Source organism: Streptomyces sp. NPDC013457 (genome assembly GCF_043089925.1).
Lineage (GTDB): Bacteria > Actinomycetota > Actinomycetes > Streptomycetales > Streptomycetaceae > Streptomyces.
Window position 1 is genome coordinate 607,342 of sequence record NZ_JBICBL010000002.1, and the last position, 23,089, is coordinate 630,430.

Annotated in this window: 22 protein-coding genes; 9 read left to right on the forward strand and 13 right to left on the reverse strand. The window is 72.6% G+C overall.

What is annotated here, in order from left to right; genetic code table 11:
- Positions 1 to 158: 158 nt before the first annotated feature.
- Positions 159 to 710: a hypothetical protein gene (locus ACF1G2_RS08235; protein ID WP_391797462.1), complete on the reverse strand. Its 552-nt coding sequence runs from the start codon at positions 708 to 710 to the stop codon at positions 159 to 161.
- Positions 711 to 832: 122 nt separating this feature from the next.
- On the opposite strand from ACF1G2_RS08235, the gene ACF1G2_RS08240 reads away from it, so the two are divergent.
- Positions 833 to 1,675 (forward strand): hypothetical protein, encoded by an 843-nt coding sequence (locus ACF1G2_RS08240; protein WP_391797463.1) that lies wholly within the window; start codon positions 833 to 835, stop codon positions 1,673 to 1,675.
- A 104-nt stretch (positions 1,676 to 1,779) separates the two neighbouring features.
- Here the strand turns inward: ACF1G2_RS08240 and ACF1G2_RS08245 are convergent, their stop codons facing one another.
- A complete protein-coding gene (locus ACF1G2_RS08245) occupies positions 1,780 to 2,211 on the reverse strand; it encodes a MarR family winged helix-turn-helix transcriptional regulator (RefSeq protein ID WP_391797464.1) in 432 nt (143 codons plus the stop codon).
- 97 nt (positions 2,212 to 2,308) lie between these two features.
- Here ACF1G2_RS08245 and ACF1G2_RS08250 point away from each other — a divergent pair, with 97 nt between their 5' ends.
- From ACF1G2_RS08250 to ACF1G2_RS08260, 3 genes are all read left to right on the forward strand, one after another.
- Positions 2,309 to 3,328: an NADP-dependent oxidoreductase gene (locus ACF1G2_RS08250; RefSeq protein ID WP_391797465.1), complete on the forward strand. Its 1,020-nt coding sequence runs from the start codon at positions 2,309 to 2,311 to the stop codon at positions 3,326 to 3,328.
- A gap of 63 nt (positions 3,329 to 3,391) precedes the next feature.
- Positions 3,392 to 3,814, forward strand: a complete 423-nt coding sequence (locus ACF1G2_RS08255; protein ID WP_352189301.1) for an organic hydroperoxide resistance protein — start codon at positions 3,392 to 3,394, stop codon at positions 3,812 to 3,814.
- Between the two features lie 95 nt (positions 3,815 to 3,909).
- Entirely contained in the window at positions 3,910 to 4,719 is an 810-nt protein-coding gene (locus ACF1G2_RS08260; RefSeq protein WP_391797466.1) for an EI24 domain-containing protein, read from the forward strand.
- A 183-nt stretch (positions 4,720 to 4,902) separates the two neighbouring features.
- On the opposite strand, the gene ACF1G2_RS08265 is transcribed toward ACF1G2_RS08260, so the two are convergent.
- The 3 genes from ACF1G2_RS08265 to ACF1G2_RS08275 all read right to left on the reverse strand — a co-directional run bounded on the left by ACF1G2_RS08265 (position 4,903) and on the right by ACF1G2_RS08275 (position 7,590).
- A complete protein-coding gene (locus ACF1G2_RS08265; protein WP_391797467.1) occupies positions 4,903 to 5,619 on the reverse strand; it encodes a carbon-nitrogen hydrolase family protein in 717 nt (238 codons plus the stop codon).
- A 52-nt stretch (positions 5,620 to 5,671) separates the two neighbouring features.
- Entirely contained in the window at positions 5,672 to 6,916 is a 1,245-nt protein-coding gene (locus ACF1G2_RS08270; RefSeq protein WP_391797594.1) for a pyroglutamyl peptidase, read from the reverse strand.
- A gap of 104 nt (positions 6,917 to 7,020) precedes the next feature.
- Positions 7,021 to 7,590: a TetR/AcrR family transcriptional regulator gene (locus ACF1G2_RS08275; RefSeq protein WP_391797468.1), complete on the reverse strand. Its 570-nt coding sequence runs from the start codon at positions 7,588 to 7,590 to the stop codon at positions 7,021 to 7,023.
- Between the two features lie 159 nt (positions 7,591 to 7,749).
- Here ACF1G2_RS08275 and ACF1G2_RS08280 point away from each other — a divergent pair, with 159 nt between their 5' ends.
- Entirely contained in the window at positions 7,750 to 10,194 is a 2,445-nt protein-coding gene (locus ACF1G2_RS08280; RefSeq protein WP_391797469.1) for a glycoside hydrolase family 3 protein, read from the forward strand.
- Positions 10,195 to 10,267: 73 nt separating this feature from the next.
- On the opposite strand, the gene ACF1G2_RS08285 is transcribed toward ACF1G2_RS08280, so the two are convergent.
- A complete protein-coding gene (locus tag ACF1G2_RS08285; RefSeq protein WP_391797470.1) occupies positions 10,268 to 11,203 on the reverse strand; it encodes an aldose epimerase family protein in 936 nt (311 codons plus the stop codon).
- 11 nt (positions 11,204 to 11,214) lie between these two features.
- Positions 11,215 to 12,105 (reverse strand): SGNH/GDSL hydrolase family protein, encoded by an 891-nt coding sequence (locus ACF1G2_RS08290; RefSeq protein WP_391797471.1) that lies wholly within the window; start codon positions 12,103 to 12,105, stop codon positions 11,215 to 11,217.
- A gap of 269 nt (positions 12,106 to 12,374) precedes the next feature.
- Between ACF1G2_RS08290 and ACF1G2_RS08295 the strand changes: the two genes are divergently transcribed.
- Positions 12,375 to 12,869 (forward strand): DUF3145 domain-containing protein, encoded by a 495-nt coding sequence (locus tag ACF1G2_RS08295; protein ID WP_391797472.1) that lies wholly within the window; start codon positions 12,375 to 12,377, stop codon positions 12,867 to 12,869.
- Positions 12,870 to 13,049: 180 nt separating this feature from the next.
- On the opposite strand, the gene fabF is transcribed toward ACF1G2_RS08295, so the two are convergent.
- The 5 genes from fabF to fasR form a co-directional block, all read right to left on the reverse strand.
- Positions 13,050 to 14,312, reverse strand: a complete 1,263-nt coding sequence (gene fabF / locus ACF1G2_RS08300; RefSeq protein ID WP_383169047.1) for a beta-ketoacyl-ACP synthase II — start codon at positions 14,310 to 14,312, stop codon at positions 13,050 to 13,052.
- Positions 14,313 to 14,391: 79 nt separating this feature from the next.
- On the reverse strand, positions 14,392 to 14,640 hold the full coding sequence (locus tag ACF1G2_RS08305) for an acyl carrier protein (protein ID WP_352189292.1): 249 nt from the start codon (positions 14,638 to 14,640) through the stop codon (positions 14,392 to 14,394).
- A gap of 58 nt (positions 14,641 to 14,698) precedes the next feature.
- Complete coding sequence (locus ACF1G2_RS08310; RefSeq protein ID WP_391797473.1) at positions 14,699 to 15,769, reverse strand: ketoacyl-ACP synthase III; 1,071 nt, start codon at positions 15,767 to 15,769, stop codon at positions 14,699 to 14,701.
- Positions 15,770 to 15,786: 17 nt separating this feature from the next.
- Positions 15,787 to 16,704, reverse strand: a complete 918-nt coding sequence (locus tag ACF1G2_RS08315) for an ACP S-malonyltransferase (RefSeq protein ID WP_352189290.1) — start codon at positions 16,702 to 16,704, stop codon at positions 15,787 to 15,789.
- An 89-nt stretch (positions 16,705 to 16,793) separates the two neighbouring features.
- A complete protein-coding gene (fasR, locus tag ACF1G2_RS08320) occupies positions 16,794 to 17,963 on the reverse strand; it encodes a fatty acid biosynthesis transcriptional regulator FasR (RefSeq protein WP_391797595.1) in 1,170 nt (389 codons plus the stop codon).
- A gap of 120 nt (positions 17,964 to 18,083) precedes the next feature.
- Between fasR and ACF1G2_RS08325 the strand changes: the two genes are divergently transcribed.
- A complete protein-coding gene (locus ACF1G2_RS08325; RefSeq protein ID WP_391797596.1) occupies positions 18,084 to 18,743 on the forward strand; it encodes a pirin family protein in 660 nt (219 codons plus the stop codon).
- 69 nt (positions 18,744 to 18,812) lie between these two features.
- Here ACF1G2_RS08325 and ACF1G2_RS08330 read toward each other — a convergent pair whose 3' ends face one another.
- Positions 18,813 to 20,000: an Ig-like domain-containing protein gene (locus ACF1G2_RS08330; RefSeq protein ID WP_391797474.1), complete on the reverse strand. Its 1,188-nt coding sequence runs from the start codon at positions 19,998 to 20,000 to the stop codon at positions 18,813 to 18,815.
- A 190-nt stretch (positions 20,001 to 20,190) separates the two neighbouring features.
- Between ACF1G2_RS08330 and ACF1G2_RS08335 the strand changes: the two genes are divergently transcribed.
- Together ACF1G2_RS08335 and murJ are read left to right on the forward strand one after the other, a co-directional pair.
- Positions 20,191 to 21,363, forward strand: a complete 1,173-nt coding sequence (locus tag ACF1G2_RS08335) for a lipid II:glycine glycyltransferase FemX (protein WP_391797475.1) — start codon at positions 20,191 to 20,193, stop codon at positions 21,361 to 21,363.
- Positions 21,360 to 23,063 (forward strand): murein biosynthesis integral membrane protein MurJ, encoded by a 1,704-nt coding sequence (gene murJ, locus ACF1G2_RS08340; RefSeq protein ID WP_391797476.1) that lies wholly within the window; start codon positions 21,360 to 21,362, stop codon positions 23,061 to 23,063. Before ACF1G2_RS08335 ends, murJ begins: the two co-directional genes overlap by 4 nt.
- The last annotated feature ends 26 nt before the right edge of the window (positions 23,064 to 23,089 follow it).

Consider the following 23,089-nt stretch of genomic DNA (forward strand, 5'->3'; position numbering starts at 1 on the left):
GGGCGCTGTCGAGGCGGGTGCTCATGGCGACGGGTGACCGCGGCGGCAGGTGCCCAGGGCGGCTCCCTGCCCAGGGCGGCTCCCTGCCCCGGGCGGCTGGCTGCGTGCTCGCGGCGGCGGCCTCCGGTGCGCCCTGCCCCGGGGCGCGTCGCCTCGGGTCAGAGGAGGCGTTGGAGCAGGCCCCAGGTGAACTCCGCCGCGCGGGGCGTGCCGTCCGGGAGGGTGAAGTCCAGGCGGAGGCGCGTGGGCGCGCTGCCGTCCCGGGCCCGGGACGGCGGGAAGGCGTTGCCGACCTCGGCGAGGGTGCAGCTCCACGGCCGCAGGTCGGCCTCGTCGCGCAGCTCCGGTACCGGCGCGCCCGGCGCGCGGACCAGGCCGCTGCCCCAGACCGCCGCCCGCGCCCCCACGATCACCTGCCACCGCAGCGCCGGCCAGAGCGGCAGCTCCCACTCCAGCAGCTCCGCCGCCAGGTCGGGGACCGGGCGCCGCGCCACGGGCTCACCCAGGACGGACCGGTAGCGGGACAGTTCGCCCGGGCCCCGGCGGCCGTGCGCCCACGCCTGCCAGCGGCGGTTCGCCTCACGCGACTCGGCCCTGGTCGCCCCCAGCTCCCGGAGCGCGTCCTCGACCAGGTCCGGCTGGTGGTCGGCCATACGGCGCAGCAGGACGAGCTGGAACTCGCGTGGCCCGAAAGGCTCGGACGGTGTCATGAGCCCATCCTGCCCGAAGCGGGAGATTCACGACGACACGCCGCCGACCTGGGGTTTCCTCACAGGATCCTCACGTACTCGCCTACCTCTGCTGTCCCGTCGACACATACTCTGCGGCAGCCATGGACTACTGCCACCAGTGCCGACGGCACCTCAACGGCGCACTCGCCTGCGCCGGATGCGGGACCCCCGTCGAGGAGCTGCGGTACGAGACCCCGCAAGCGGCCGCGCCCCGCGCGGTCGCGGCCGAGCGTGTCGAACACGTCGAGCACGGTGCGCGTGCGGAGCGCGAGGGCCGGGCCGAGCACGTCTACGAACTGGACCCGCTCGAACCGCCCCGCGTGACCTCGCAAGGCGGCCGGGCCGCAGCCCGCCGTGGCGCCGTGCCGTCGGGGCGGGCCGGCGCCCGCCGCAGCCGCCGTGCGCGCAGCCGCAAGGGGCGCAACGTCGTGGTGGGCACCCTCGGCATCGTTCTCGCGGCGGGCGCGCTGAGCATGGCCAAGATGGCGCTCGAACCCCCGGGCGAGGGCGGCGCCGCCACCGCCGTACAGGAGGAGGAGGCCGTCGAGACCTCGCTCCCGCCGCTGCCCTCCCAGACCGCCCCGCCGACGGGCGGTACGACTCCGGTCCACGTCACGAAGTCCGCCGAGCCCCGGGACACGGACACGCCCGCGCCCGGCCACACCGGCATACCCGGCGCCGGGTCCGGCGGATCCGGCTCCGGAAGTGGAAGCGGCGGCGGGGGCGCGGTCGGCGGCAGCGGCGCCGGAAGCGACGGAGGCCAGGGCGGGACCGCCGAGCCGAGCACCTCGCCCACCGCGTCGGAGCCGCAGCCCGGCACCACGCCGACCCCCACCGGCAGTGGCAGTGCCACGGCGACGCCGCCCGGTGAACCGCCGGCGCCGACGACCCCGACCGCCACACCCAGCCCCGAGAAGAGCTGCTGGTTCATCTTCTGCTTCTAGGGCCGACGGCTGCCGGGGCGGGGGACTGCCAGGGCCGACGACTCCCGGGGCGGGCGACTGCCAGGGCCGGCGGTCGCCGAAGCCGGCCGCCTCCGCGGCCGCCCCTAGACGTCCTCGCCCAGCATCCGCCTCAGCAGGTCCCGCAGCAGCGTCCGCTCGACGTCCGTGAGCTGTCCCAGCGGCTCGCGGGCGAAGTCCAGCGACTCCCCGAGCCGGCGGGCGGTGTCCACCCCCTCCGGAGTCGGCGCGGCCAGCTTGACGCGGCGGTCGGCCGGGTCGGGGCGCCGCTCCACCAGGCCGCGCGATTCGAGGCGGTCGACGATCCCGGTGACGTTCGACGGCTCGCACTGGAGCTTCTGGGCGATCTTGCGCATCGGGACCGGCTCCAGGGAGAGAAGCCCGAGGACACGGGCCTGGGCGCCGGTGAGCGAGTGCTCCGAGGCCGCCTGCTCGTACTCCTGGTGGTACCGCGCCACGACCGCGCCGATCAGCTCGACGACTTCGAGGGTCAGGGGGTCTGTGCGTGAGGTGGCCATGGGGTTCATCGTACCCAGATACTTGACAACATGAAATATCCAGGAGCATGGTTGTTTCAGGTAGTGAAGTAATTTTCCGTTTCAGGAGGCAGTGCTGATGTCCGTTCTTCCCGCGTCCAACCGTGAGTGGCACCTCGTCGCCCGTCCGCACGGCTGGCCCACCCCCGCGGACTTCGCGCTCCGTGAGACCCCCGTCACCGAGCCCGCCGAGGGCCGGATCCTGGTCAAGAACCTGCACTTCTCCGTCGACCCGTACATGCGCGGCCGGATGAACGACGTGAAGTCGTACGTCCCCCCGTTCAAGCTGGACCACCCCATGGACGGCGGCGCGGTCGGTGAGGTCATCGCCTCGAACGCCGAGGGCTTCGCCGTCGGCGACCACGTCCTGCACGGTCTCGGCTGGCGTGAGTACGCCGACGTCCCCGCCCAGCACGCCACCAAGGTCGACCCCGACCTCGCCCCCCTCTCCACGTACCTCGGCGTCCTCGGCATGACGGGCCTGACGGCCTACGCCGGACTCTTCGAGGTCGCCTCCTTCAAGGAGGGCGACGCGGTCTTCGTCTCCGGCGCGGCAGGCGCCGTCGGCAGCCAGGTCGGCCAGATGGCGAAGCTCAAGGGCGCCTCGCGGGTCATCGGCTCCGCCGGCTCCGACGAGAAGGTCAAGCTCCTCGTCGAGGAGTACGGCTTCGACGCCGCGTTCAACTACAAGAACGGCCCGGTCAAGGACCAGCTGCGCGAGGCCGCCCCGGACGGCATCGACGTCTACTTCGACAACGTCGGCGGTGACCACCTCGAAGCCGCGATCTCCTCGCTCAACGTGCACGGCCGCGCCACCATCTGCGGCATGATCGCGCAGTACAACGACACCGAGCCGGTGCCCGGTCCGCGCAACATGGCCATGATCATCGGCAAGCGGCTGCGCCTCCAGGGCGTCCTCGTCGGCGACCACTACGGCATGCAGCAGCAGTTCGTCCAGGAGGTCGGCGGCTGGCTGCGCTCCGGCGAGCTGAAGTACGGCGAGACCGTCGTCGAGGGCATCGAGAACGGCGTGGACGCCTTCCTCGGACTGCTCCGCGGCGAGAACACCGGAAAGATGATCGTTTCGATGACCCGTTAGTCTTCCCTCAGCCGTCGCGATCGTGGGCGCGAGTCGCGGCGAACCAGCAGAAGGAAGACCCAGATGTCCATCCAGCAGTCTGACGTCCTGTACACCGCCGTCGCGACCGCCGAGAACGGGCGTGACGGCCGTGTGGCGACCGACGACGGTCAGCTCGATGTCGTCGTGAACCCGCCGAAGGCCATGGGCGGCTCCGGCGCGGGCACCAACCCCGAGCAGCTCTTCGCCGCCGGGTACAGCGCCTGCTTCCAGGGTGCGCTGGGCGTCGTCGCCCGCAACGAGAACGCCGACATCTCCGGCTCGACGGTCACCGCCGAGGTCGGCATCGGCAAGAACGACGACGGCTTCGGCATCATCGTCAAGATCTCGGCGACCATTCCGAACGTGGACGTGGAGACCGCGAAGAGCCTGATCGAGAAGGCCCACCAGGTCTGCCCGTACTCCAAGGCGACCCGCGGAAACATCACGGTCGAACTGGCCGTCTGATTTTGCGCGTAGGCTGAAGAGGACCGCACCCCGACCGACCGGGGTGCGGTCTTCTGCGTCCCGGCCCGCGCGGAGCGCCCGATAGGGTGATCGACATGCGCGATTTCGGGTCCGGGTTCGGTTATCTGGTACAGGGACAGAAGTGGGTGGCCCGGCACGGCCGGTGGTTCGGTTTCGGGCTGCTGCCCGGCCTCGTGACCCTCCTGCTGTACGTCGGCGCGATCATCGGTCTCGGCTACGGCGCCGACGAGCTGACCGCCTGGGCGACACCGTTCGCCGACGACTGGACCTCTCCCTGGCAAGGGATCCTCCGAGGCTTCCTCACCGGTCTCGTCTTCGCCTTCGGGCTCTTCCTCGCCGTCATCACCTTCACCGCCGTGACGCTGCTGGTCGGCCAGCCGTTCTACGAGTCGCTCTCCGAGCAGGTCGACCGCACCGAGGGCGGCGACGTCCCCGAGTCCGGCCTTCCGCTCTGGCGCGAGCTGTGGATCTCGGCGCGCGACAGCCTGCGCGTCCTGCTGCGGGTCGTGCTGTTCGGCATCCTGCTCTTCGCCTGCGGCTTCATCCCGGTCGTCGGCCAGACGGTCGCCCCGGTCGTGGGCTTCTGCGTCTCCGGCTTCTTCCTCGCCGAGGAGCTGACGGCCGTCGCCCTCCAGCGCCGCGGCATCGAGCTGAAGGAACGCCTCGGCATGCTCCGCGGCCGCCGGATGCTCACCCTGGGCTTCGGCGTCCCGCTGACCCTCTCCTTCCTGGTCCCGTTCGTCGCCGTGTTCCTGATGCCGGGCGCGGTCGCCGGCGCCACGCTGATGGCCCGCGACCTGAACGGCGAGTCGGCAGCCGCCGAGGACGCCAAGCCCGCCCCCGTCCCCTCGGGCGCCCCGCACCCCTACCGCCCCGGCGCCTGACCCGGCCCGGCTCCTCGGGCCAAGCCCCTGGGCGCCCGGCCCCCGCGTGCCCGGCCTCCGCGCGCCAGGCCCTCGCGCGCCCGGGCCGGCCTCCGCGTGCCCGGGCCGGTGCCCGCGCGCCCGTGCCCGGCCCCCGCGTGCCCGGGCCGGGGCCCGTGTGCCCGCTCCAGCTCCCGCGGCCGCTCAGCCCACCTTGGCGAGGGCGAAGCCCTCGACGTCGGCACCCGCGTCGGCGATCAGTTCGCCGTCCGGGCCCCAGACACCGCTGCGGCCCTCGCACGTGCCCTCCTCGCTCTCGCCGAAGACGTTGGCCATCGCGACGTACAGCCCGAAGTCCCTGGCCCGGGCCGGATAGACCGTCTCGAACGAGTCGTTGCCGGCCGTGAGCACCGAGCTCGCCAGATAGACCGTGCAGCCGTCGGCCGCCGCCCGTTCCGCGAACTCGGGGAACCGGTTGTCGTAGCAGGTGGCGAGCGCGAACCGGGTGCCGTCGAGCGTGAAGCGGCCGTCGGCGGTGCCCGCCGTGAAGACCTCGTTCTCGAAGCCGTGCAGACGCGTCTTGTCGTAGCGGGTGAGAAGCCCGCCGTCCGGGCCGAGGACGAGAGAGGTGAGGCCCGGCGGCCGGTCCCCGGCCGTGCGCACCGCTCCGTTGACCACTGCCGCCGCGCCCACCGCCCGGCAGGCCTCCCGTACCGGATCGAGCCGTCCGTCGTCCTCGGTGAGATGCAGGGCGGGGTTCCGGTGGATGAGGCTCGGCTCGTAGCCGGTGAGGGCGAGCTCGGGGAGGACGACGACCCGCGCGCCCTCCGCGCCGGCCCGCCGGACCAGTCCGGCCGTCGTACGGACATTGGCGTCGATGTCCCCGGCGACCGGGGCGAACTGCGCTGCTGCGACGATCATGGCCCCATCCTCCCGTCCGGCGACCGGCGCGGGAACCCCGGCGGGGTCCCGGTCATGAGGCCGCCGCCACCGCGATGATCGCCCGCACCTGGCCGATGATGTCCAGCCGGTTGCGTACGAACTCGGGGTCGGTGACCGCGCCCGTCGCCGGGTCCGTGTTCCCCGCCCCGAACTGCAGCACCGGGGTGTGGACGTGGCCGCCCGGCAGCTCCCGCAGGCCGAGCCGGTCGCGCAGCAGGGTCGCTCGGTAGGCGATCTCGTTGGAGAGGTAGTCCCCGCCGCCGCCCGCGCGGGCCGTCGAGCCCGCCGTCGGCCCCTGAGGGCTGACCACGGGACCGGTCCCGCCCGCCGGGATCTCCGTGACGGCCGTGTTGTCGCGGACCGGGAAGCGCCCGGTGTCCGCCGCCACGATCGAGGCGTAGGGGAGGGTCGTCGTCGTCCACTGGGGCTGCGTGGCCGGGTCGGCCACCGGGACGGTCTCGGTGCGCGAGAGGTTCTCGTTGTCGGGGAACCCGCCTCGCCAGGCCCCGTTGAACCGCTCGACGTCGAAGCGGCCGATACGGCCCTGGCTGACCGTGGTGAAGAGGTCCACCTGCGGCAACTGCGCCCGCAGCGTCCGCTCGACCGTGCCGTCGGCGAAGTCCTGCCAGCGGACGGGGAAGACGGCCGTCTCGATCCGGGCGAGGCCGCCGTCGGCCGTCCGGATCCATGTGCCGTCCAGGGCCAGCGCGGTGGCTCCCGACGGGTTGGAGATCCGGGCGTCCCGGTCGAGCGTGAACGGATCGAAGCCGGTCATCAGAATCCGCTTCACACCCCTGCCGAGCGGGAACCGGATCGCGTCCTGGCCGCGCGACGAGCGTTCCAGCCGGTCGACCAGCCGGACCCGGGCCTCCGGGGAGAGGCCGAACCCCGGTTCCCAAGAGCGCAGTTCACGGGTCATGGAGAGCCGCGCCCAGTAGAGCGGCCGGTCGTCGTCCCGGCTCAGGTCGCCGCGCACGCGACGCCCCTGCGCCCGGTCCACGGCGTCCCGCCAGAGCCCCGCCCCGTGCCGTACGACCGCCCGCTCGGCCTCCCCGTACGACCTGGCGCCCGCGAGCGCGCGGGCGAACTCCGGTGCCACGGACGCGAACCCGCCGCGGCGCAGGATCTCCTGCGGCGCAGCCCGGTCGAGCCGCGCCTCCTCGACGGTCCCGGAGACGATCTCCGTGACGTCGTCGGCAGAGGCGGGTGGTGCGGCCGCGACCAGCGTCGCGGTGATCAGGGCGAGACCGAGCGAGGCATGGCGTATCCGGGACAGCACGGGCGAGCCCTCCGTCGGGTCGGGAACACGGGCCGGGAGCACAGGTCGGCAACCGGCCCGCGCAGTATCCCGACTCATCCGCAACTCCCGCTACGGTGCCCTCACTTGTCGCTTCCGTGCAGGAGGCGCAGAAAGTCCCGGAACGCCTGCGGCATGTCCACCGCCGACGGGTCGAGCAGCCACTGGTACTGCAGCCCGTCCATCACGGCCGTCAGGATCGGCGCCGCCCGCTCCGGGGTCAGCCCGCTCGGCAGCCGCTCGCCGAACTCCAGGCGCAGCACGTTCGCCATCTCGGCGCGGACCTGGGTGTAGCGCTCGGTGAAGAAGGCCCGGGCCGGATGGTCGTCGGTCACGCTCTCGCCGAGCAGGGCGGAGAAGGTCTGTACGATCCCCGGCCGCATCGCGTTGTACTCGACGAGCGAGTCGATCAGGTCGAGCCGCCAGCCCTCGCGCGAGCCCGCCCCGCTGGTGTCCCACTTGTCGCGCTCCGCGAGGACCGCCACGAGCAGGGCCTCCTTGGTGGGGAAGTAGTGCAGCAGCCCCTGCTGCGTCAGTCCGACGCGCTCGGCGACGGCGCCGAGCGACGCGCCCCGGTAGCCGCGCTCGGCGATCACCTCGAGAGCCGCGCGCACGATGTCCGAGCGCCGCTCCTCGCTCCTGGCCCGGACCATCGCCGTGGCCCCCTCTCCTTGCCGCCGTCCGCCGGAACGATCCGTCCCGGGGGAGACCGTACGACATCTCAAGGTCACGAAGCGGTAACATAACCTACCGCTCTACAAGTATCCGGTCCACCATGGGCGCCACAACGACGTCAACAAGGAGGTACGGCCGTGTCGGAGATCAGCGCGGAGTCCGTCCGGGAGCAGGCCGTCGAGACGGCGCTCGCCAAGCTCGACCTGGACACCAAGGCGCGGCTCCTCGCCGGCCAGGACATGTGGTCGCTGCCGGCCGTGCCGGAGATCGGGCTGCGGTCGGTCGTGATGTCGGACGGCCCGATCGGCGTCCGCGGCGTCCGCTGGACCGCCGACGACCCCTCGGTCGCCCTGCCGTCCCCGACCGCGCTCGCCGCCGCCTGGGACCCCGCCCTCGCCCGCCGCGCGGGCCGGCTCCTCGCCCAGGAGGCCCGCCGCAAGGGCGTCCACGTCCTCCTCGCGCCCACCGTCAACCTGCACCGCTCACCGCTCGGGGGCCGCCACTTCGAGGCCTACAGCGAGGACCCGTACCTCACCGGCGCCATCGGCACCGGCTACGTCCAGGGCGTCCAGGACGGGGGAGTCGGCACGACCGTCAAGCACTTCGTCGCCAACGACGCCGAGACCGACCGCTTCACCGTCGACAACAGGGTCGCCCCGCGCCCGCTGCGCGAGCTCTACCTCGCCCCCTTCGAGGCCATCGTCAAGAACGCCCACCCCTGGGGCATCATGACCGCCTACAACCAGGTCAACGGCGTGACCATGAGCGAGCACCACGAACTCGTCAACGAGGTCCTGCGCGGCGAGTGGGGCTTCGACGGCGCCAACGTCTCCGACTGGATGGCCGCCCGCTCCACCAAGGGCGGCATCGAGGGCGGCCTCGACATCGTCATGCCCGGCCCGCAGACCGTCTACGGCGAGGCGCTCGCCGCCGCCGTCCGCGCCGGGGAGGTCGAGGAGTCGGCCGTCGACGCGGCCGTACGGAACGTGCTGCGGCTCGCCGCCCGCGTCGGCGCGCTCGAAGGCGCCCCGCCGGTCGTCACCGAAGTTCCGGAGACCATCGACGGCGACGCGCTCGCCCGCGAGATCGCCCACCGCGGCTTCGTCCTCGTACGGAACGAGAACGCCGCCCTTCCGCTGGCCGCGAGCGGCACCGTCGCCCTCTCCGGCGCCGCCGCCCGCGACGCCCGCATCCTCGGCGGCGGCTCCGCCCAGGTCTTCCCCGACCACACGGTCTCCCCGCTCGCAGGACTCACCGCCGCCCTGCCCGACGGCGCGCTCACCTTCTCCGTCGGCGCCGACCCCAGCGACGAACTCACCCCGGCCGATCAGGGCTTCACCCTCCGCGCGGTCTGCCGCGGCGCCGACGGCACCGTCCTCGGCGAGGGCACCCTGCCCAACGGCCAGGTCCAGTGGATCGGCGACGACCTCCCGGCCGGCGTCACCCACGAGACCCTGCACTCCATCGAGGTCACCGGCACGTTCACCCCGCGCGAGTCCGGCGAGCACTCCTTCGGCACCCGCGGCCTCGGCGCCTTCACGCTCCGCGTCGCGGGCGAGACCGTCTTCGACGGCGTCCAGGCGATGGGCGCCGAGAGCGACCCCTTCGAGGCCTTCTTCGGCGCCCCCGTCGAACGCGCCAAGGTCGCCCTCACCGCGGGTGAGACCGTCGAGGTGTCGCTGCTCCACCCGCTCGACAAGGAGTTCGCGGCCCCGCTCCCGGCGGTCATGTTCTCGTTCGTCCACCTCGGGCCGCGCCGCGACCCCGACGAACTGATCGCCGAAGCCGTCGAGGCCGCCCGCGCCGCCGACGCCGCCGTCGTGGTCGTCGCCACCACCGAGCGCGTCGAGTCCGAGGGCTTCGACCGCAAGGACCTCGCCCTGCCGGGCCGTCAGGACGACCTCGTACGGGCCGTGGCCGCCGTCAACCCGAACACCGTGGTCGTCGTCAACGCCGGCTCCCCGGTCGAGACGCCCTGGCGCGAGGACGTCGCCGCGGTGCTCCTCGGCTGGTTCCCCGGCCAGGAGGGCGGCGCCGCCCTCGCCGACGTCCTCACCGGCGCCGTCGAGCCCGGCGGCCGGCTCCCCACCACCTGGCCCGTCGCCCTCGCCGACGTCCCCGTCACCGACGTCACCCCGAAGGGCGGCGAACTCGTCTACACCGAGGGCGTGTTCATCGGCTACCGCGCCTGGGACAAGGCCGGTGCCACCCCCGCGTACCCCTTCGGCCACGGCCTCGGCTACACCACCTGGGGGTACGACTCCCTCGAAGCCACCCCGACGGCGGCGAAGGTCCGCGTCACCAACACCGGCACCCGCACCGGCCGTGAGGTCGTCCAGATCTACCTGGCGCCGACCGCGGACGGCGTGGAGCGCCCGGCGCGCTGGCTGGCGGGCTTCGCCTCCGTCGAGGCGGGCGCCGGCGAGTCCGTCGACGTCGAGATCCCGCTGCCGCGCCGGGCCTTCGAGATCTGGGACGAGGAGAAGAACGACTGGACCTTCGTCCCCGGCGCCTACGAGGTCAGGGCCGCACACTCGCTCGGCGACACGCGCCTCACGGCCGCGCTGGAACTGGAGGTCTGACCTCCTCATGACCGGCCCCGGGGCGGAACCTGACAACCGCCCCGGGGCTCCACCCGGTCGTCCCCGGGATCCTTCAGCGCGTACCGAAGCGGAAGACGGTGGCCGAGGCGTACACATCGCCCGGCCGCAGCACCGTCGACGGGAACTCCGGCCGGTTCGGCGAGTCCGGGAAGTGCTGGGTCTCCAGGGCGACCCCGCCGATGTTCCTGTCGGCGTACACCTGGAGCCCCGGCTCGGTGGTCTCCACCGTCACCGTCCGGCCGGTCGCCGGCGCGTACAGCTCCGCGGCCGCCGCAGGGCCGCCGCCGTCCAGCACGAAGTTGTGGTCCAGCGGGATCGCGAGCGGCCTGCCGGCACGGAAGTCCAGCTCCGTCCCCGCGACCTCGGCGAACTCCCCGGTCGGCACGCCCGTCGCATCGGTCGGTGTGTACCGCCCGGCGGCGATCCGCAGCTCGTGCGCCCCGCCGCCCAGGCTCCAGTACGCGTGGTTGGTCAGCGCCACCACCGTCGGCGCGTCGGTCTCCGCCCGGTAGGCGATCCGCAGCGCCCCCTCGTCGTCGAGCGTGTACGTCGCCGAGACCTCCAGGCGCCCCGGGAAGCCCTCCTCGCCGTCCGGGCTCACCCGGGAGAGCCGTACCCCGCCCTCGACCTCCTGCGCGTCCCACACCCGCTTGTCGAAGCCCCGCTCCCCGCCGTGCAGCGAGTTCGGACCGCCGTTGCGGGCGAGGCGGTACGCCGTGCCGTCCAGGGTGAACGCCCCGCCCGCGATCCGGTTCGCGTAACGGCCCACCAGAGCGCCGAAGTACGGCTCCGGGTGCTTCAGGTACCCCTCCAGACCGGGGAAGCCGAGGACCACGTCGTCCGGGACACCGTCCCGGTCCGGGGTCTCGACCGACTGCACGATGCCGCCGTACGTCAGCACCCGTACCCGCACAGCGCCGTGCTGGAGCGTCCAGCGCGAGACGTCCGCACCGTCGACCGAACCGAAGGGTTCACCCGTGATCCTCATGATCCGGAACCCTACGCGGGCGGCTCCGGCGCCGTCACCTGCCGGTGGGCGATCTCCGCGAGCCGCGCCTGTCCGTTCCTGCTGGGGTGGAACCAGTCCCACGGGCTGAGCTGCCGGCCGTCGAAGCGGAAGCCGAACACGGCGCCGCCGTCGTACCGGCAGCGCCGGTCCTTCGCGCAGACCTCCTCCAGGACCGTGTTGTACGCCACCACCCGGTCCCGCACGAGGGACCGGCGCCGCTCGGCCGACGCGCTCAGGTCCTCGGCGTCGGCCAGCATCGAGGCGCAGATCCCCAGCTTCCACACCTGGCGGCCCATCGGGCTGTCCTTGCCCTGCGACCAGAGCCGCTTCAGGTCCGGCACGCTCGTCACGTACACCTGCGCCTTGGGCGCGGTCCTGCGCAGCGCGGTCAGGGACGCCTCGAAGTCCGCGCGGAACTCCTCGACCGGTGTCATCAGCTCGACCCGGTCACGGCAGGCGTCGTTGGCGCCCATCATCACCGTCACCAGCTCCGGCTTCCGCGCGGCCGCCCGCGTCATCTGGCCGGGCAGCTCCGCCATCCGAGCGCCGGTCCGCGCCAGGTTCCAGCTGCGGTCGGCGACTCCCTCGGCGCCGAGGAGCCGCAGGGCCAGGCTGTTGACGGTGGTGTCCGTGCCGGTCGCCCAGGACACCTCGGGGCAGTCCGCCAGGACCGAGCAGGCGTCGAACGCGCGGGTGATGGAGTCGCCGACGGCGGCGACGGAGGCGGGCGTGCGGTCCCAGACGGGTGTGGGTGGCGGGGTCGGCTTCGGCCTCGTCGCGGCCGGCCCGGCCGTCTCACACCCCGTCAGGGCGCCCGCGCACAGCAGCAGGGCGGCACCGGCGGCGGCGACGTGGGTACGGAAACGGCCTCTGCCGCGCACTCTCGACCCCTCCTCGGCGTCCGTTCGGCGTCCTGGCGGGTGAAAGCTTGGTGTCCACCCCACCCCGGACCGACCGTACGTCACCCCAAGGGCGGTGCGGCACGGTAGCTTTTCCCCCGTCGAACCAGAGGCACCTTTGCCAATCGGCTCCGGTAAATTACATCACGTCACATGCTGTCCCCTTTTCGGGGGTTTACGGAGTTTCACTCCCGATGCTGTTTACTGAGGCCGCTGGGAAAGGCGAACCTCGTCCCACACTGGAGGTCCCGGTGACGACACGTGGAGTCCTGTACGTACACTCCGCACCGCGCGCGCTGTGCCCGCACGTCGAATGGGCGGTGGCGGGCGTCCTCGGTGCGAGGGTCCAGCTCGACTGGATCCGCCAGCCGGCGTCCCCCGGCACCTGGAGAGCCGAGTTCTCCTGGCAGGGCCAGACCGGCACCGCCTCCAAGCTCGCGTCCGCGCTGCGCGGATGGCAGATGCTCCGCTTCGAAGTCACCGCGGAACCCTGCCCGACCGCCGAGGGCGAGCGCTACAGCGCCACGCCCGATCTGGGCATCTTCCACGCCGTCACCGGCATGCACGGCGACATCCTGATCCCGGAGGACCGCCTGCGGGCCGCGCTGGCCCGCTCGGTGCGCGGCGAGACGGAGCTGGAGTCGGAGATCGCCAAGCTCCTGGGCAAGCCCTGGGACGACGAACTGGAACCCTTCCGCTACGCCGGTGAAGGCGCCCCGGTCCGCTGGCTCCACCAGGTCGTCTGACCCTCGCCCCCCGGAACCCGACACCGCCGAAGGCCCACCCCACGGCGGGGTGGGCCTTCGGCGTGTCGGGGTGAGTCAGACCGTGCGGAACGGGCTTCGGAGCGCTGTGCCGGACTCCGTCCGGCGGACGTGGCGGAGGCCCACCCCGAGCACGGAGTGGGCCTCGCTGGTGGCTTCGCGTCACACGGTGCGGAAGGCCAGCACCACGTTGTGGCCGCCGAAGCCGAACGAGTTGTTGATCGCGGCGATCGTGCCCTGCGGGAGCTCGCGGGGCTCGTCGCGGACGATGTCCGCGTCGACCGCCGGGTCCAGCTCGTCGACGTTGATCGTCGGCGGGGCGACACGGTGGTGCAGCGCCAGGACCGTCGCGACGGTCTCGATGCCGCCCGCACCGCCCAGCAGGTGACCCGTCATCGACTTCGTCGCCGAGATCGCGACATGGTCCAGGTCGTCGCCCAGCACCTTGCGCAGCGCCTTGATCTCCGCCACGTCACCCTGCGGCGTCGACGTCGCGTGCGCGTTGAGGTGGACGACCTCCGACGGCTTCAGGTCGGTCGAGTCCAGCAGGTTCTGCATCGCCGCGGCGATGCCCCGGCCGGTCGGCTCGGGCTGCGCGATGTGGTGGCTGTCGGCCGACAGGCCCTGCCCCAGCACCTCGCAGTAGATCCGCGCGCCACGGGCCTTCGCATGCTCCTCGGACTCGAGGATCACCACGCCCGCGCCCTCGCCGAGCACGAAGCCGTCACGGCCCATGTCGTACGGACGCGAGGCCTTCGTCGGCTCGTCGTTGTTCTTGGACATCGCCATCATGTTGGCGAAGGCCGCGATCGGCAGCGGGTGGATCGCCGCCTCCGTGCCGCCGGCGACGACCACGTCGGCCCGGCCGGTACGGATCATCTCGACGGCGTAACCGATCGCCTCCGCGCCCGACGCACACGCCGAGACCGGGGTGTGCACGCCCGCCCGGGCGTTCACCTCCAGACCGACGTTGGCGGAGGGGCTGTTCGGCATGAGCATGGGCACGGTGTGCGGGGAGACACGGCGTACGCCCTTGTCCTTCAGCACGTCGTACTGGTCGAGCAGAGTCGTGACACCGCCGATGCCGGAGGCGATCACGGAGCCGAGCCGCTCGGGCGCGATGCTCTCGTCCTCACCGGCCGGGGCGGTGTAGCCCGCGTCGGCCCACGCCTCACGGGCCGCGATCAGCGCGAACTGCGCCGAGCGGTCCAGCTTGCGGGCGAGCGGGCGGGGCAGAACGTCACCCGGGTCGACCGCGGCGAGCGCCGCGATCTGGACGGGCAGTTCGGCGAATCGTTCGCCCTCGAGGGGCCTGACGCCGGAGCGTCCCGCCATCAGACCTTCCCAGGTCGATGCGGAGTCGCCACCCAGCGGTGTGGTTGCGCCGAGACCGGTGACGACCACGGTGCGATTGGTCGAGCTCACAGGAATTCTTTCTCCACGTGTGTGTTGGTCGAAGTACGGCGCCACCGCCGGGTGGCGGACCGAGTCAGCAGAGGCCGAATCAGGCCTGGTGCTTCAGGATGTAGTCGGCAGCGTCGCCAACCGTCTTGAGGTTCTTGACGTCCTCGTCCGGGATCTTGACGTCGAAGCGCTCTTCGGCGGCGACGACGACCTCGACCATGGACAGCGAGTCGACGTCCAGGTCGTCGGTGAAGGACTTGTCCAGCTGGACGTCCTCGACCGGGATGCCGGCGATCTCGTTGACGATGTCGGCGAGACCGGCGACGATCTCTTCCTGGGTGGCGGCCATGGTGGCGCTCCTTCTGTGATGTGCTGTGGAAAAGGGCTTCCGGAATATCCCGGAGTGCCTAGGGGAGAGTAACGACCGTCGCGGCGAAGACGAGACCCGCCCCGAAGCCGATGATGAGCGCCGTGTCGCCGCTCTTCGCCTTTCCGGTCGCCAGGAGCCGCTCCATCGCGAGCGGGATCGAGGCGGCCGAGGTGTTGCCGGTGGTCTCGACGTCACGCGCGACCGTGACGTGCTCCGGCAGCTTCAGTGTCTTCACCATCGAGTCGATGATCCGCATGTTCGCCTGGTGCGGGATGAAGACGTCAAGGTCGTCCGCCGAGATTCCGGCGGCGTCCAGCGCCTGCTGGGCGACCTTCGCCATCTCGAAGACGGCCCAGCGGAAGACCGCCTGGCCCTCCTGCGTGATGGCGGGGAACTTGATCTCGCCCTGCTCGTTGAGGGGGAGCTTCGTGACGTCGCCGGTGGGGGTCCCCCCTGCCCGAGCGAAGTCGAGAGCCTGGGGGAGGAACTCGTCCCACGGCACCGTCTGCTTGATCGTCTCGGACTTGTCGCCCTCCGAACCCCACACGGTGGGGCCGATGTGCGGCACGTCCGACGGGCCGACCACGACCGCGCCGGCGCCGTCGCCGAACAGGAAGGCCGTCGCGCGGTCCTCCAGGTCGGTCAGGTCGCTCAGCCGCTCGACCCCGATCACCAGCACGTACTCGGCCGAACCCTCGACGATCATGCCCTTGGCGAGCGTCAGGCCGTAGCCGAAGCCCGCGCAGCCGGCGGAGATGTCGAAGGCGGCCGGCTTGCCGGCGCCGATCTTGTCGGCGATCTCGGTGGCGACGGCCGGGGTCTGCTTGAAGTGCGAGACCGTGGAGACGATCACGGCGCCGATCTGCTCCGGGGTGATCCCGGCGTCGGCGATGGCCTTCCCGGAGGCCTCGACCGACATCGCGGTCACGGTCTCCTCCGGGGAGGCCCAGTGGCGGGTGGCGATGCCGGAGCGCGAGCGGATCCACTCGTCGGACGAGTCGATCTTCTCGAGGATCACCTCGTTCGGCACGACCCGGGTGGGGCGGTAACCGCCGACACCCAGGATCCGCGCGTACGGGGCGCCCTTGCTGGGCTTGATCTTCGACATGCTCTACGGCTCCTTACTCAGGCTGCAGTGTGCTCGGCGACGAGCGTGCGGGCCGCGTCGAGGTCGTCGGGGGTCTTCAGGGCGACGGTCGCCACGCCCGGAAGCGCGCGCTTGGCCAGACCGGTCAGCGTGCCGCCGGGGCACACCTCGATCAGCGCCGTCGCGCCCAGGGCCTTGAAGGTGTCCATGCACAGGTCCCAGCGGACCGGGTTGGCGACCTGGCCGACCAGGCGCGCGATGACGTCCGCGCCCTCGGTGACGACCTGGCCGTCCTTGTTCGAGACGTAGCGCACGCGCGGGGCGGCGACCGTCAGCTCCTTGGCGGCGGCCTCCAGCTGTGCCACCGCCGGTGCCATGTGGTGCGTGTGGAACGCGCCGGCCACCTTCAGCGGAACGACGCGGCGGACACCCTCGGGCTTGTCCGCCTCCAGGGCGGCCAGCTGCTCCAGGGTGCCGGCGGCCACGATCTGCCCGGCGCCGTTGACGTTGGCCGGGGTCAGACCGAGCTTCTCCAGGTGCTGAACCGTCACATCAGGTTCGCCGCCCAGCAGCGCGGACATGCCGGTCTCGGTGATCGCGGCGGCCTCGGCCATCGCCAGACCACGCGTCCGTACGAGACGCAGGGCGGCGGTGTCGTCGAGGACGCCGGCGAACGCGGCGGCGGTGATCTCACCGACGCTGTGGCCCGCGACGGCACCGGGGGAGACGTCACCGAGCGCGGCCGCGGAGAGCAGGCCGGCTGCGACGAGCAGGGGCTGGGCGACGGCGGTGTCGCGGATCTCGTCCGCGTCCGCGTTCGTGCCGTAGTGGACGAGATCGAGCCCGATGGCCTCGGACCAGGCCGCCAAGCGGTCGGCGGCACCGGGGAGTTCGAGCCAGGGGGTCAGGAAGCCGGGCGTCTGGGCGCCTTGGCCGGGAGCGACGAGTACGAGCACCCTCACACTCTCTCTTGGGGACGGCTCCAAGCGCCCGTGGGGACTAGGACGAAGAACCGTCGGGGGAATTGTTGGTATTCGACAAAAGTCTAGGGCTGTGAATCGCCGTCGGCCAAGCGCCCCAGAATGAGCGCGATCCGCAGCGTAAAGGCGGAACGCACATCGGAGGGTGACCATCCGGTGACGTCTGTCACACGTCGAAGCCGGTAGCGCACGGTGTTGGGGTGGACGAAGAGCATGCGCGCCGCGCCTTCGAGGCTGCTCGCCTGCTCCAGATAGACACTCAGTGTTTCCAGCAGCGCCGAGCCCGCTTCCTCCAGCGGTCTGTAGATCTCCTCCACCAGCTGCTCACGGGCCGAAGGGTCGGAGGCGATCGCGCGCTCCGGCAGCAGATCGTCCGCGAGAACCGGCCGCGGGGCGTCCTGCCACGCCGAACACGCCTTGAGCCCGGCGGCAGCGGCCTGCGCGGACCGGGTCGCGGCGAGCAGGTCGGGGACGACGGGGCCCGCGACGACGGGCCCGGCGGCATACGGCCCGATCAGCGCCTTCGCCACGGCGAGCGGGTTGTCGTTGCCACCGGCGATCACGACGAGCCGGTTGCCGAGAACGCCGGTCAGGACCTGGAGCTTGGCGTGCCGTGCGGCGCGGCGGATGGCCTCCACGGTCAGCTCGCTGTCGCCGTCGGGGGCGGTGCCGAGAACGACGCAGACGTGCTCGGGGGAGTTCCAGCCGAGGGCGGCGGCCCGGGAGACGGCGCCCTCGTCGGCCTCCCCGGAGAGGACCGCGTTGACGACGAGCGATTCGAGACGCGCGTCCCAGGCGCCGCGGGCCTCGGCGGCCTGGGCGTAGACCTGGGCGGTCGCGAAGGCGATCTCCCGGGCGTAGACGAGGAGCGCCTCGCGCAGGATCGACTCGTCACCGGGGGCCGCGACCTCCTCGATCGCCGTCTCCATGACCTCGATCGTCGTGCGCACCATCTCGACGGTCTGCCGCAGGGTGATGGCGCGGGTCAGCTCGCGGGGCGCGGTGCCGAAGACGTCGGTGGAGATGGCCTGCGGTGTCTCGGGGTGCCGGAACCACTCGGTGAACGCGGCGATACCGGCCTGGGCGACCAGACCGATCCACGACCGGTTCTCGGGCGGCATCGCCCGGTACCACGGCAGCGTCTCGTCCATGCGGGCGATGGCGTTGGCGGCCAGCCGCCCGGAGGCCTGTTCGAGGCGCTTCAGGGTCGCGGAGTGCGGATGGGAGGCGTTCATCGGTTCAGACACGGACTAAGGGTGCCTCATCGGGCCACGGATATGTGGCCGGGGTGCCGCGGGCCTTCCCTCCGCGCGGCCCCCGCGATCGGCGCGGGCCGGGGATACCGTGGCTCCGTGATGCACATCCAGCGCGCCGGCGACCGCTACCCCGGGGGTGACCCGGAGGCCGGGATCGAGACCCGCCACGCCCTCTCCTTCGGCGCCCACTACGACCCCGACAACCTCCGCTTCGGCGCGATCCTCGCCTGCAACGAGGAACGGCTCGCGCCCGGCGCCGGGTTCGACGAGCACCCGCACAGCCACACCGAGATCGTCACCTGGGTCGTCGAGGGCGAGCTGACCCACCACGACACGGCAGCCGGGCACCGCACGGTCGTCCGGCCCGGCGACGTCCAGCGGCTCAGCTCCGCGGGCGGGGTGCGGCACGAGGAGCGCAACGACGCCGACGTGCCCCTCGTCTTCGTCCAGATGTGGCTCGCCCCGACCGAGCCGGGCGGCGCCCCCGCGTACGAGATCGTCCGCGGCATCGCCGACTCGACGCCGTACGCCCTCCCCGAGGCGGCCGCGATGCTCCACGTCCGCCGACTGGAGGCGGGCGAGCGCACGGCGGTCCCGGACGCGGACTTCGTCTACGCCCATGTGGTGCGGGGCGCGGTCCGCCTGGACGGCGAGGAGCTCGCCTCCGGTGACGCGGCCCGCGTCACCGACGCGCGGGACCTCGCGCTCCTCGCCACCGCCGACGCGGAAGTCCTCCTCTGGGAGATGCGCCGCGTCTGAGCGGGGCCAGCCGTGGCCGACCGGACCGCCTCGTCCGGTGCCGCCGGGGGCGGCACCCCTCGGCCCGTGTCAGCGACCCACCGCGCTCTTCGCCTGCCACTGCTCCCAGCTCAGGTTCCACGCCCCGTAGCCGTTGCCCTCCGCGACCGTGCCCTTCGTGTCCGCGCCGCGGATCTCGAAGGGGTCGCCCGCGTGGACCTGACCGTAGAACCAGGCCGCGTCCGCGTCGCTCATGCCGATGCAGCCCGAGCTCTTGTTGGCGCGCCCGAAGTACGCCGCGTTCCACGGCGCCGCGTGCGCGTACATCCCCGACCAGGTCAGACGCATCGAGTAGTCGACCATCTTGTCGTAGGCGTCGCCGAGCCCGACCGTCTCGGAGTTCATGTTGATCGTGCCCTCCTTCGCCATCAGCACCGCCGTCCCCCGCCACGACCGCTTGTCGCCGCCCGGCGTACCGCCCGACACGGGGATCGTGCGCACCGCGCGCCCGTCCCGCTCCAGCACGAGCTTCTTGCGGTCCAGGTCGACCTTCACCACCTGCGCCGTGCCGCCGACCGTGAACCCCGTCCGGTAGTCCCGTACGAACCAGCCCCCGCCCGAGTCCGTACCGTTCAGCGTCGCGTCGAGCGTGATCTTCGTGCCCGGCTTCCAGTACTCCTTCGGCCGCCAGTCCACCCGGTCCTTCCCCGAGTAGTCCTTCAGCCAGCCCCACGACCCGACCGTGCCGTTCGAGGTGGTGACCCTGAGCTGCTTCTCCACCTCGGCCTTCTGGGTCACCGGCCGGTCGAAGACGATCGACAGCGGCTGCCCCACCCCGACCGTCGTGTTCTTCCCCGGCGCCAGCGTCAGTCTGTTGACCTGCGACGCCTTCTCCGTCGTGAAGGCGGAGCGGCTCGTCGCCTCCTTCCCGCCCTCCGTACGGGTCGTCGCCTCCACCCGGTACGAGGTGCCCGGCGCCGCCTTCCGGTCCGAGACCCAGGACGTCCCGCCCGCCCGGGTACGGCCCGTCAGCGCCGCGCCGTCCGCGTCGACGACCTTCACCTCCGTCAGCTTCCCGCCCGTCGCGGAGACCGTGACGGGCCGACCCGCCGCGGGGCTCGCGACGGTCACCTTCGCCGGCGCCTCCATGGACTCCGCGCTCCCCTCGTCACGGGGCGCGCCCACCGCCCCCGACGAACACGCGGTGAGGGAGCCGCAGAGGGCGAGGGCCGCCAGCGCCGGGCGTATTCGGGCGCGGGCTCGGGTGCGTACGGACATCACGGAAGCCTCCGGAAAAGGTGTGGGATGCCCGGACTGTAGGCCGCGGCAAGCACCTCCGGCGCTGTGTGACAAGGGCTGGTGAGGAACGGTCATCGTCCGGTCACACACGACGCGCGGCACGGTCAAGGACGGCTGTGAGCATCCTGTGCGCCCCACGACCGAGGGGCGGAACAAGGAGGCTCCCGTTGTGTCAGCTCTGCTCGTGACGGCCGCACCCCGGCACGCCACCCGCGTGCAGCCCCTCACCTCGGAGGAGTACCGCGCCCACCTCGCCCGCGGCGGGGCCGGCGCCGGCTTTCTCCAGCTCCCCTCCTGGGCCGGGGTGAAGGACGGCTGGAGCCACCAGCTGCTCGGCTGGGGACCCGAGAACGGCCGGCTCACCGGCGTCGCCCTCGTCCTGCTGCGGGCCTTCCCCGGCACCCGCAAGTACTTCGCCTACCTCCCCGAAGGGCCCGTCGCCGACTGGTCCGACCCCGACATCGACGGCTGGCTCACCCCGCTGCTCCGGCACCTGCGCGCCTCCGGCGCCTTCGCCGTACGCATCGGGCCCTCGCCCGCCTTCCGCCGCTGGAACGCCGCCACCCTCAAGGCGCACACCGGACCGGGCCGGCGCCTCGCCGACGTCCTCGCCGACGAGGTCGACCCGCTCGGCACCGCCGTCGCCGAGCGGCTCCGCTCCCGCGGCTGGCGCCGCTGCGGAGGCGACTCCACCAGCGCCTCCGACGGCGCCGACGCCCAGCCCCGCCACGTCTACCAGGTCCCCCTCGCCGGCCGCAGCGCCGACGACCTGTGGAAGGGCCTCAACCAGGAGTGGCGGCGCAACGTCCGCAAGGCCCGCACGTCGGGTGTCGAGATCGTCATCGGCTCGGCGGCCGACCTGCCCGAGTTCTTCCGGCTCCTGCGCGTCACCGAGGAACGCGACGGCTTCCGGCTCGGCCGCTCCCTCGCGTACTACGAACGCCAGTACGCGGTCCTCAACGCCGAGGAACCGGGCCGGATGAAGCTCTACCTCGCCCGCCACGAGGGCGAGACGCTCGCCGCTCACACCATGATCACGGTGGGGAGGCGGGTCTGGTACCAGACCGGCGCCTCCGCCGACCACCGCCGCGAGGTCCGGCCCTCCAACGCCCTGCAGTGGCGGATGCTCACCGACGCCCACGCGCTCGGCGCGGATGTCTACGACATGCGCGGGATACCCTCCACCCTTGATCCGGACGACCGCGCCCACGGTCTGCTGCGCTGGAAGCTCGGCACGGGCGGGCAGGCCGTCGAGACGCTGGGGGAGTGGGAGAAACCGTTGGACGGCACGACCAACCACACGCTGTACCGGGCCTTCCAGGCCTACCTGGCCCGTCGATGACGGCGACCGTGGCGGAGGCGCCCGCGCGGCGCGCGCCCTCCGTGCTGCGCAGCGGCGCCGTGATGGCCGCCGGGTCGCTCGTCTCGCGCGCCAGCGGCTTCGTACGGTCCGCGGTCGTCGCCGCGGCGCTGGGCGTCGGGGGCATCGCCGACGGCTACGCGGTCGCCAACTCCATACCCACCATCGTCTACATGCTGCTCCTCGGAGGAGCCCTCAACGCGGTCTTCGTGCCCGAGCTGGTCAAGGCGGCCAAGGAGCACGAGGACGGCGGTGTCGCCTACACCGACCGCCTCCTCACGGTCTGCGCCGGCGCGCTGCTCGTGCTGACGGCCGGCGCGGTGCTCGCGGCACCCGCGATCATCGACGCGTACACCGACTACAGCGGCGCACGCGAGTCGATGACGGTCGCCTTCGCCCGCTACTGCCTGCCGCAGATCTTCTTCCTCGGACTCTTCACCCTCCTCGGGCAGGTCCTGAACGCCCGGGGCCGGTTCGGCGCGATGATGTGGACGCCCGTCCTCAACAACCTCGTCGTCATCGGGGTGTTCGCGCTCTACCTGGCGACCGCGGCGGGCGGCGGACTGACGGCGGGGGAGACCGCGCTGCTCGGCTGGGGCACGACGGCGGGCATCGCGCTGCAGGCGCTGGCCCTCGTGCCGTCGCTGCGGTCGGCCGGATTCCGCTGGCGTCCGCGCCTCGACCTGCGGGGCAGCGGGCTGACGGCGCCCCTGCGGTCGGCGGGATGGCTGGTGCTGCTGGTCCTCACCAACCAGGCCGCGTACTGGGTGACGACGAAGCTGGCGACGGCGGCGGGCACGAGGGCGGAGGAGCTCGGCGGGGGCGGGGGCTTCGGCTTCGCCGCGTACAACAACGCCTATCTGCTGTGGGCGGTACCGCACGGCATCGTCACCGTCTCACTGGTGACGGCGCTGCTGCCGCGGATGAGCGGGGCGGCGGCGGACGGCGACCTGGCGGGAGTGCGGCGGGACGTCTCGTACGGACTCCGCACGAGCACCGCGGCCGTCGTTCCGGCGGCCTGCGCGCTCTTCGCTCTGGCGGTGCCGCTGATGGGCCTGGTCTTCCAGTACGGCAGGACCGGCGCGGACGACATCCGGGCGATGGCCTGGATCCTGATGGCGTTCGCGCCGGGACTGATCGCCTTCTCGGGCCAGTACGTCTGCACCCGCGCCTTCTACGCGCTGCGGGACACCAGGACCCCCTTCCTCCTCAACCTGGTGATCGCGGCGGTCAACGCGGGTCTGTCCCTCACCGCGTACGCGCTCCTCCCGCCGACCTGGGCGGTGGCGGGCATGGCGGCCGGCTACTCGCTCGCGCTGTGGTCGGGCTGGGCCCTGACGGCGTACGCACTCCGACGCCGCCTCAGCCGGCCGAGGCCGGTTACGAGGAGCGAGGAACCCCCGACCGCCACGACGACCGCGTCCTCCCCACCCGGCGCCGGCGCTTCCGGGTCCGTCTCCGCGCTCGCTCGGCTGCTCGTGGCCGCCGCGCCCGCGGCCGGGTTCGGGCTGCTCGTCGCCGACACGACCGCCCCGGCCGGCGCGCTCGCCTCGGGGGCGGCGGGGACCCTCACCATCCTCGCCGTCTTCGCCCTGCTCGCCCGGCCGCTCAGGCTCACCGAGGTACAGGCCCTCATGGCGGGCGCGGGACACCGCCTGAGCGGCCTGACCCGCCGCACCTGAGCCTCGCCATCCGCACCCCCGACCGG

Bases quoted from the DNA above. Each gene is read 5' to 3' on its own strand.
- ACF1G2_RS08310 (WP_391797473.1), bottom strand. From the start codon at position 15,769: ATGTCGAAGATCAAGCCCAGCAAGGGCGCCCCGTACGCGCGGATCCTG.
- ACF1G2_RS08265 (WP_391797467.1), bottom strand. From the start codon at position 5,619: ATGATCGTCGCAGCAGCGCAGTTCGCCCCGGTCGCCGGGGACATCGAC.
- ACF1G2_RS08255 (WP_352189301.1), top strand. From the start codon at position 3,392: ATGTCCATCCAGCAGTCTGACGTCCTGTACACCGCCGTCGCGACCGCC.
- ACF1G2_RS08285 (WP_391797470.1), bottom strand. From the start codon at position 11,203: ATGAGGATCACGGGTGAACCCTTCGGTTCGGTCGACGGTGCGGACGTC.
- ACF1G2_RS08235 (WP_391797462.1), bottom strand. From the start codon at position 710: ATGACACCGTCCGAGCCTTTCGGGCCACGCGAGTTCCAGCTCGTCCTG.
- murJ (WP_391797476.1), top strand. From the start codon at position 21,360: ATGACGGCGACCGTGGCGGAGGCGCCCGCGCGGCGCGCGCCCTCCGTG.
- fasR (WP_391797595.1), bottom strand. From the start codon at position 17,963: ATGAACGCCTCCCATCCGCACTCCGCGACCCTGAAGCGCCTCGAACAG.
- ACF1G2_RS08330 (WP_391797474.1), bottom strand. From the start codon at position 20,000: ATGTCCGTACGCACCCGAGCCCGCGCCCGAATACGCCCGGCGCTGGCG.
- ACF1G2_RS08240 (WP_391797463.1), top strand. From the start codon at position 833: ATGGACTACTGCCACCAGTGCCGACGGCACCTCAACGGCGCACTCGCC.
- ACF1G2_RS08275 (WP_391797468.1), bottom strand. From the start codon at position 7,590: ATGGTCCGGGCCAGGAGCGAGGAGCGGCGCTCGGACATCGTGCGCGCG.
- ACF1G2_RS08325 (WP_391797596.1), top strand. From the start codon at position 18,084: ATGCACATCCAGCGCGCCGGCGACCGCTACCCCGGGGGTGACCCGGAG.
- ACF1G2_RS08305 (WP_352189292.1), bottom strand. From the start codon at position 14,640: ATGGCCGCCACCCAGGAAGAGATCGTCGCCGGTCTCGCCGACATCGTC.
- ACF1G2_RS08260 (WP_391797466.1), top strand. From the start codon at position 3,910: ATGCGCGATTTCGGGTCCGGGTTCGGTTATCTGGTACAGGGACAGAAG.
- ACF1G2_RS08245 (WP_391797464.1), bottom strand. From the start codon at position 2,211: ATGGCCACCTCACGCACAGACCCCCTGACCCTCGAAGTCGTCGAGCTG.
- ACF1G2_RS08250 (WP_391797465.1), top strand. From the start codon at position 2,309: ATGTCCGTTCTTCCCGCGTCCAACCGTGAGTGGCACCTCGTCGCCCGT.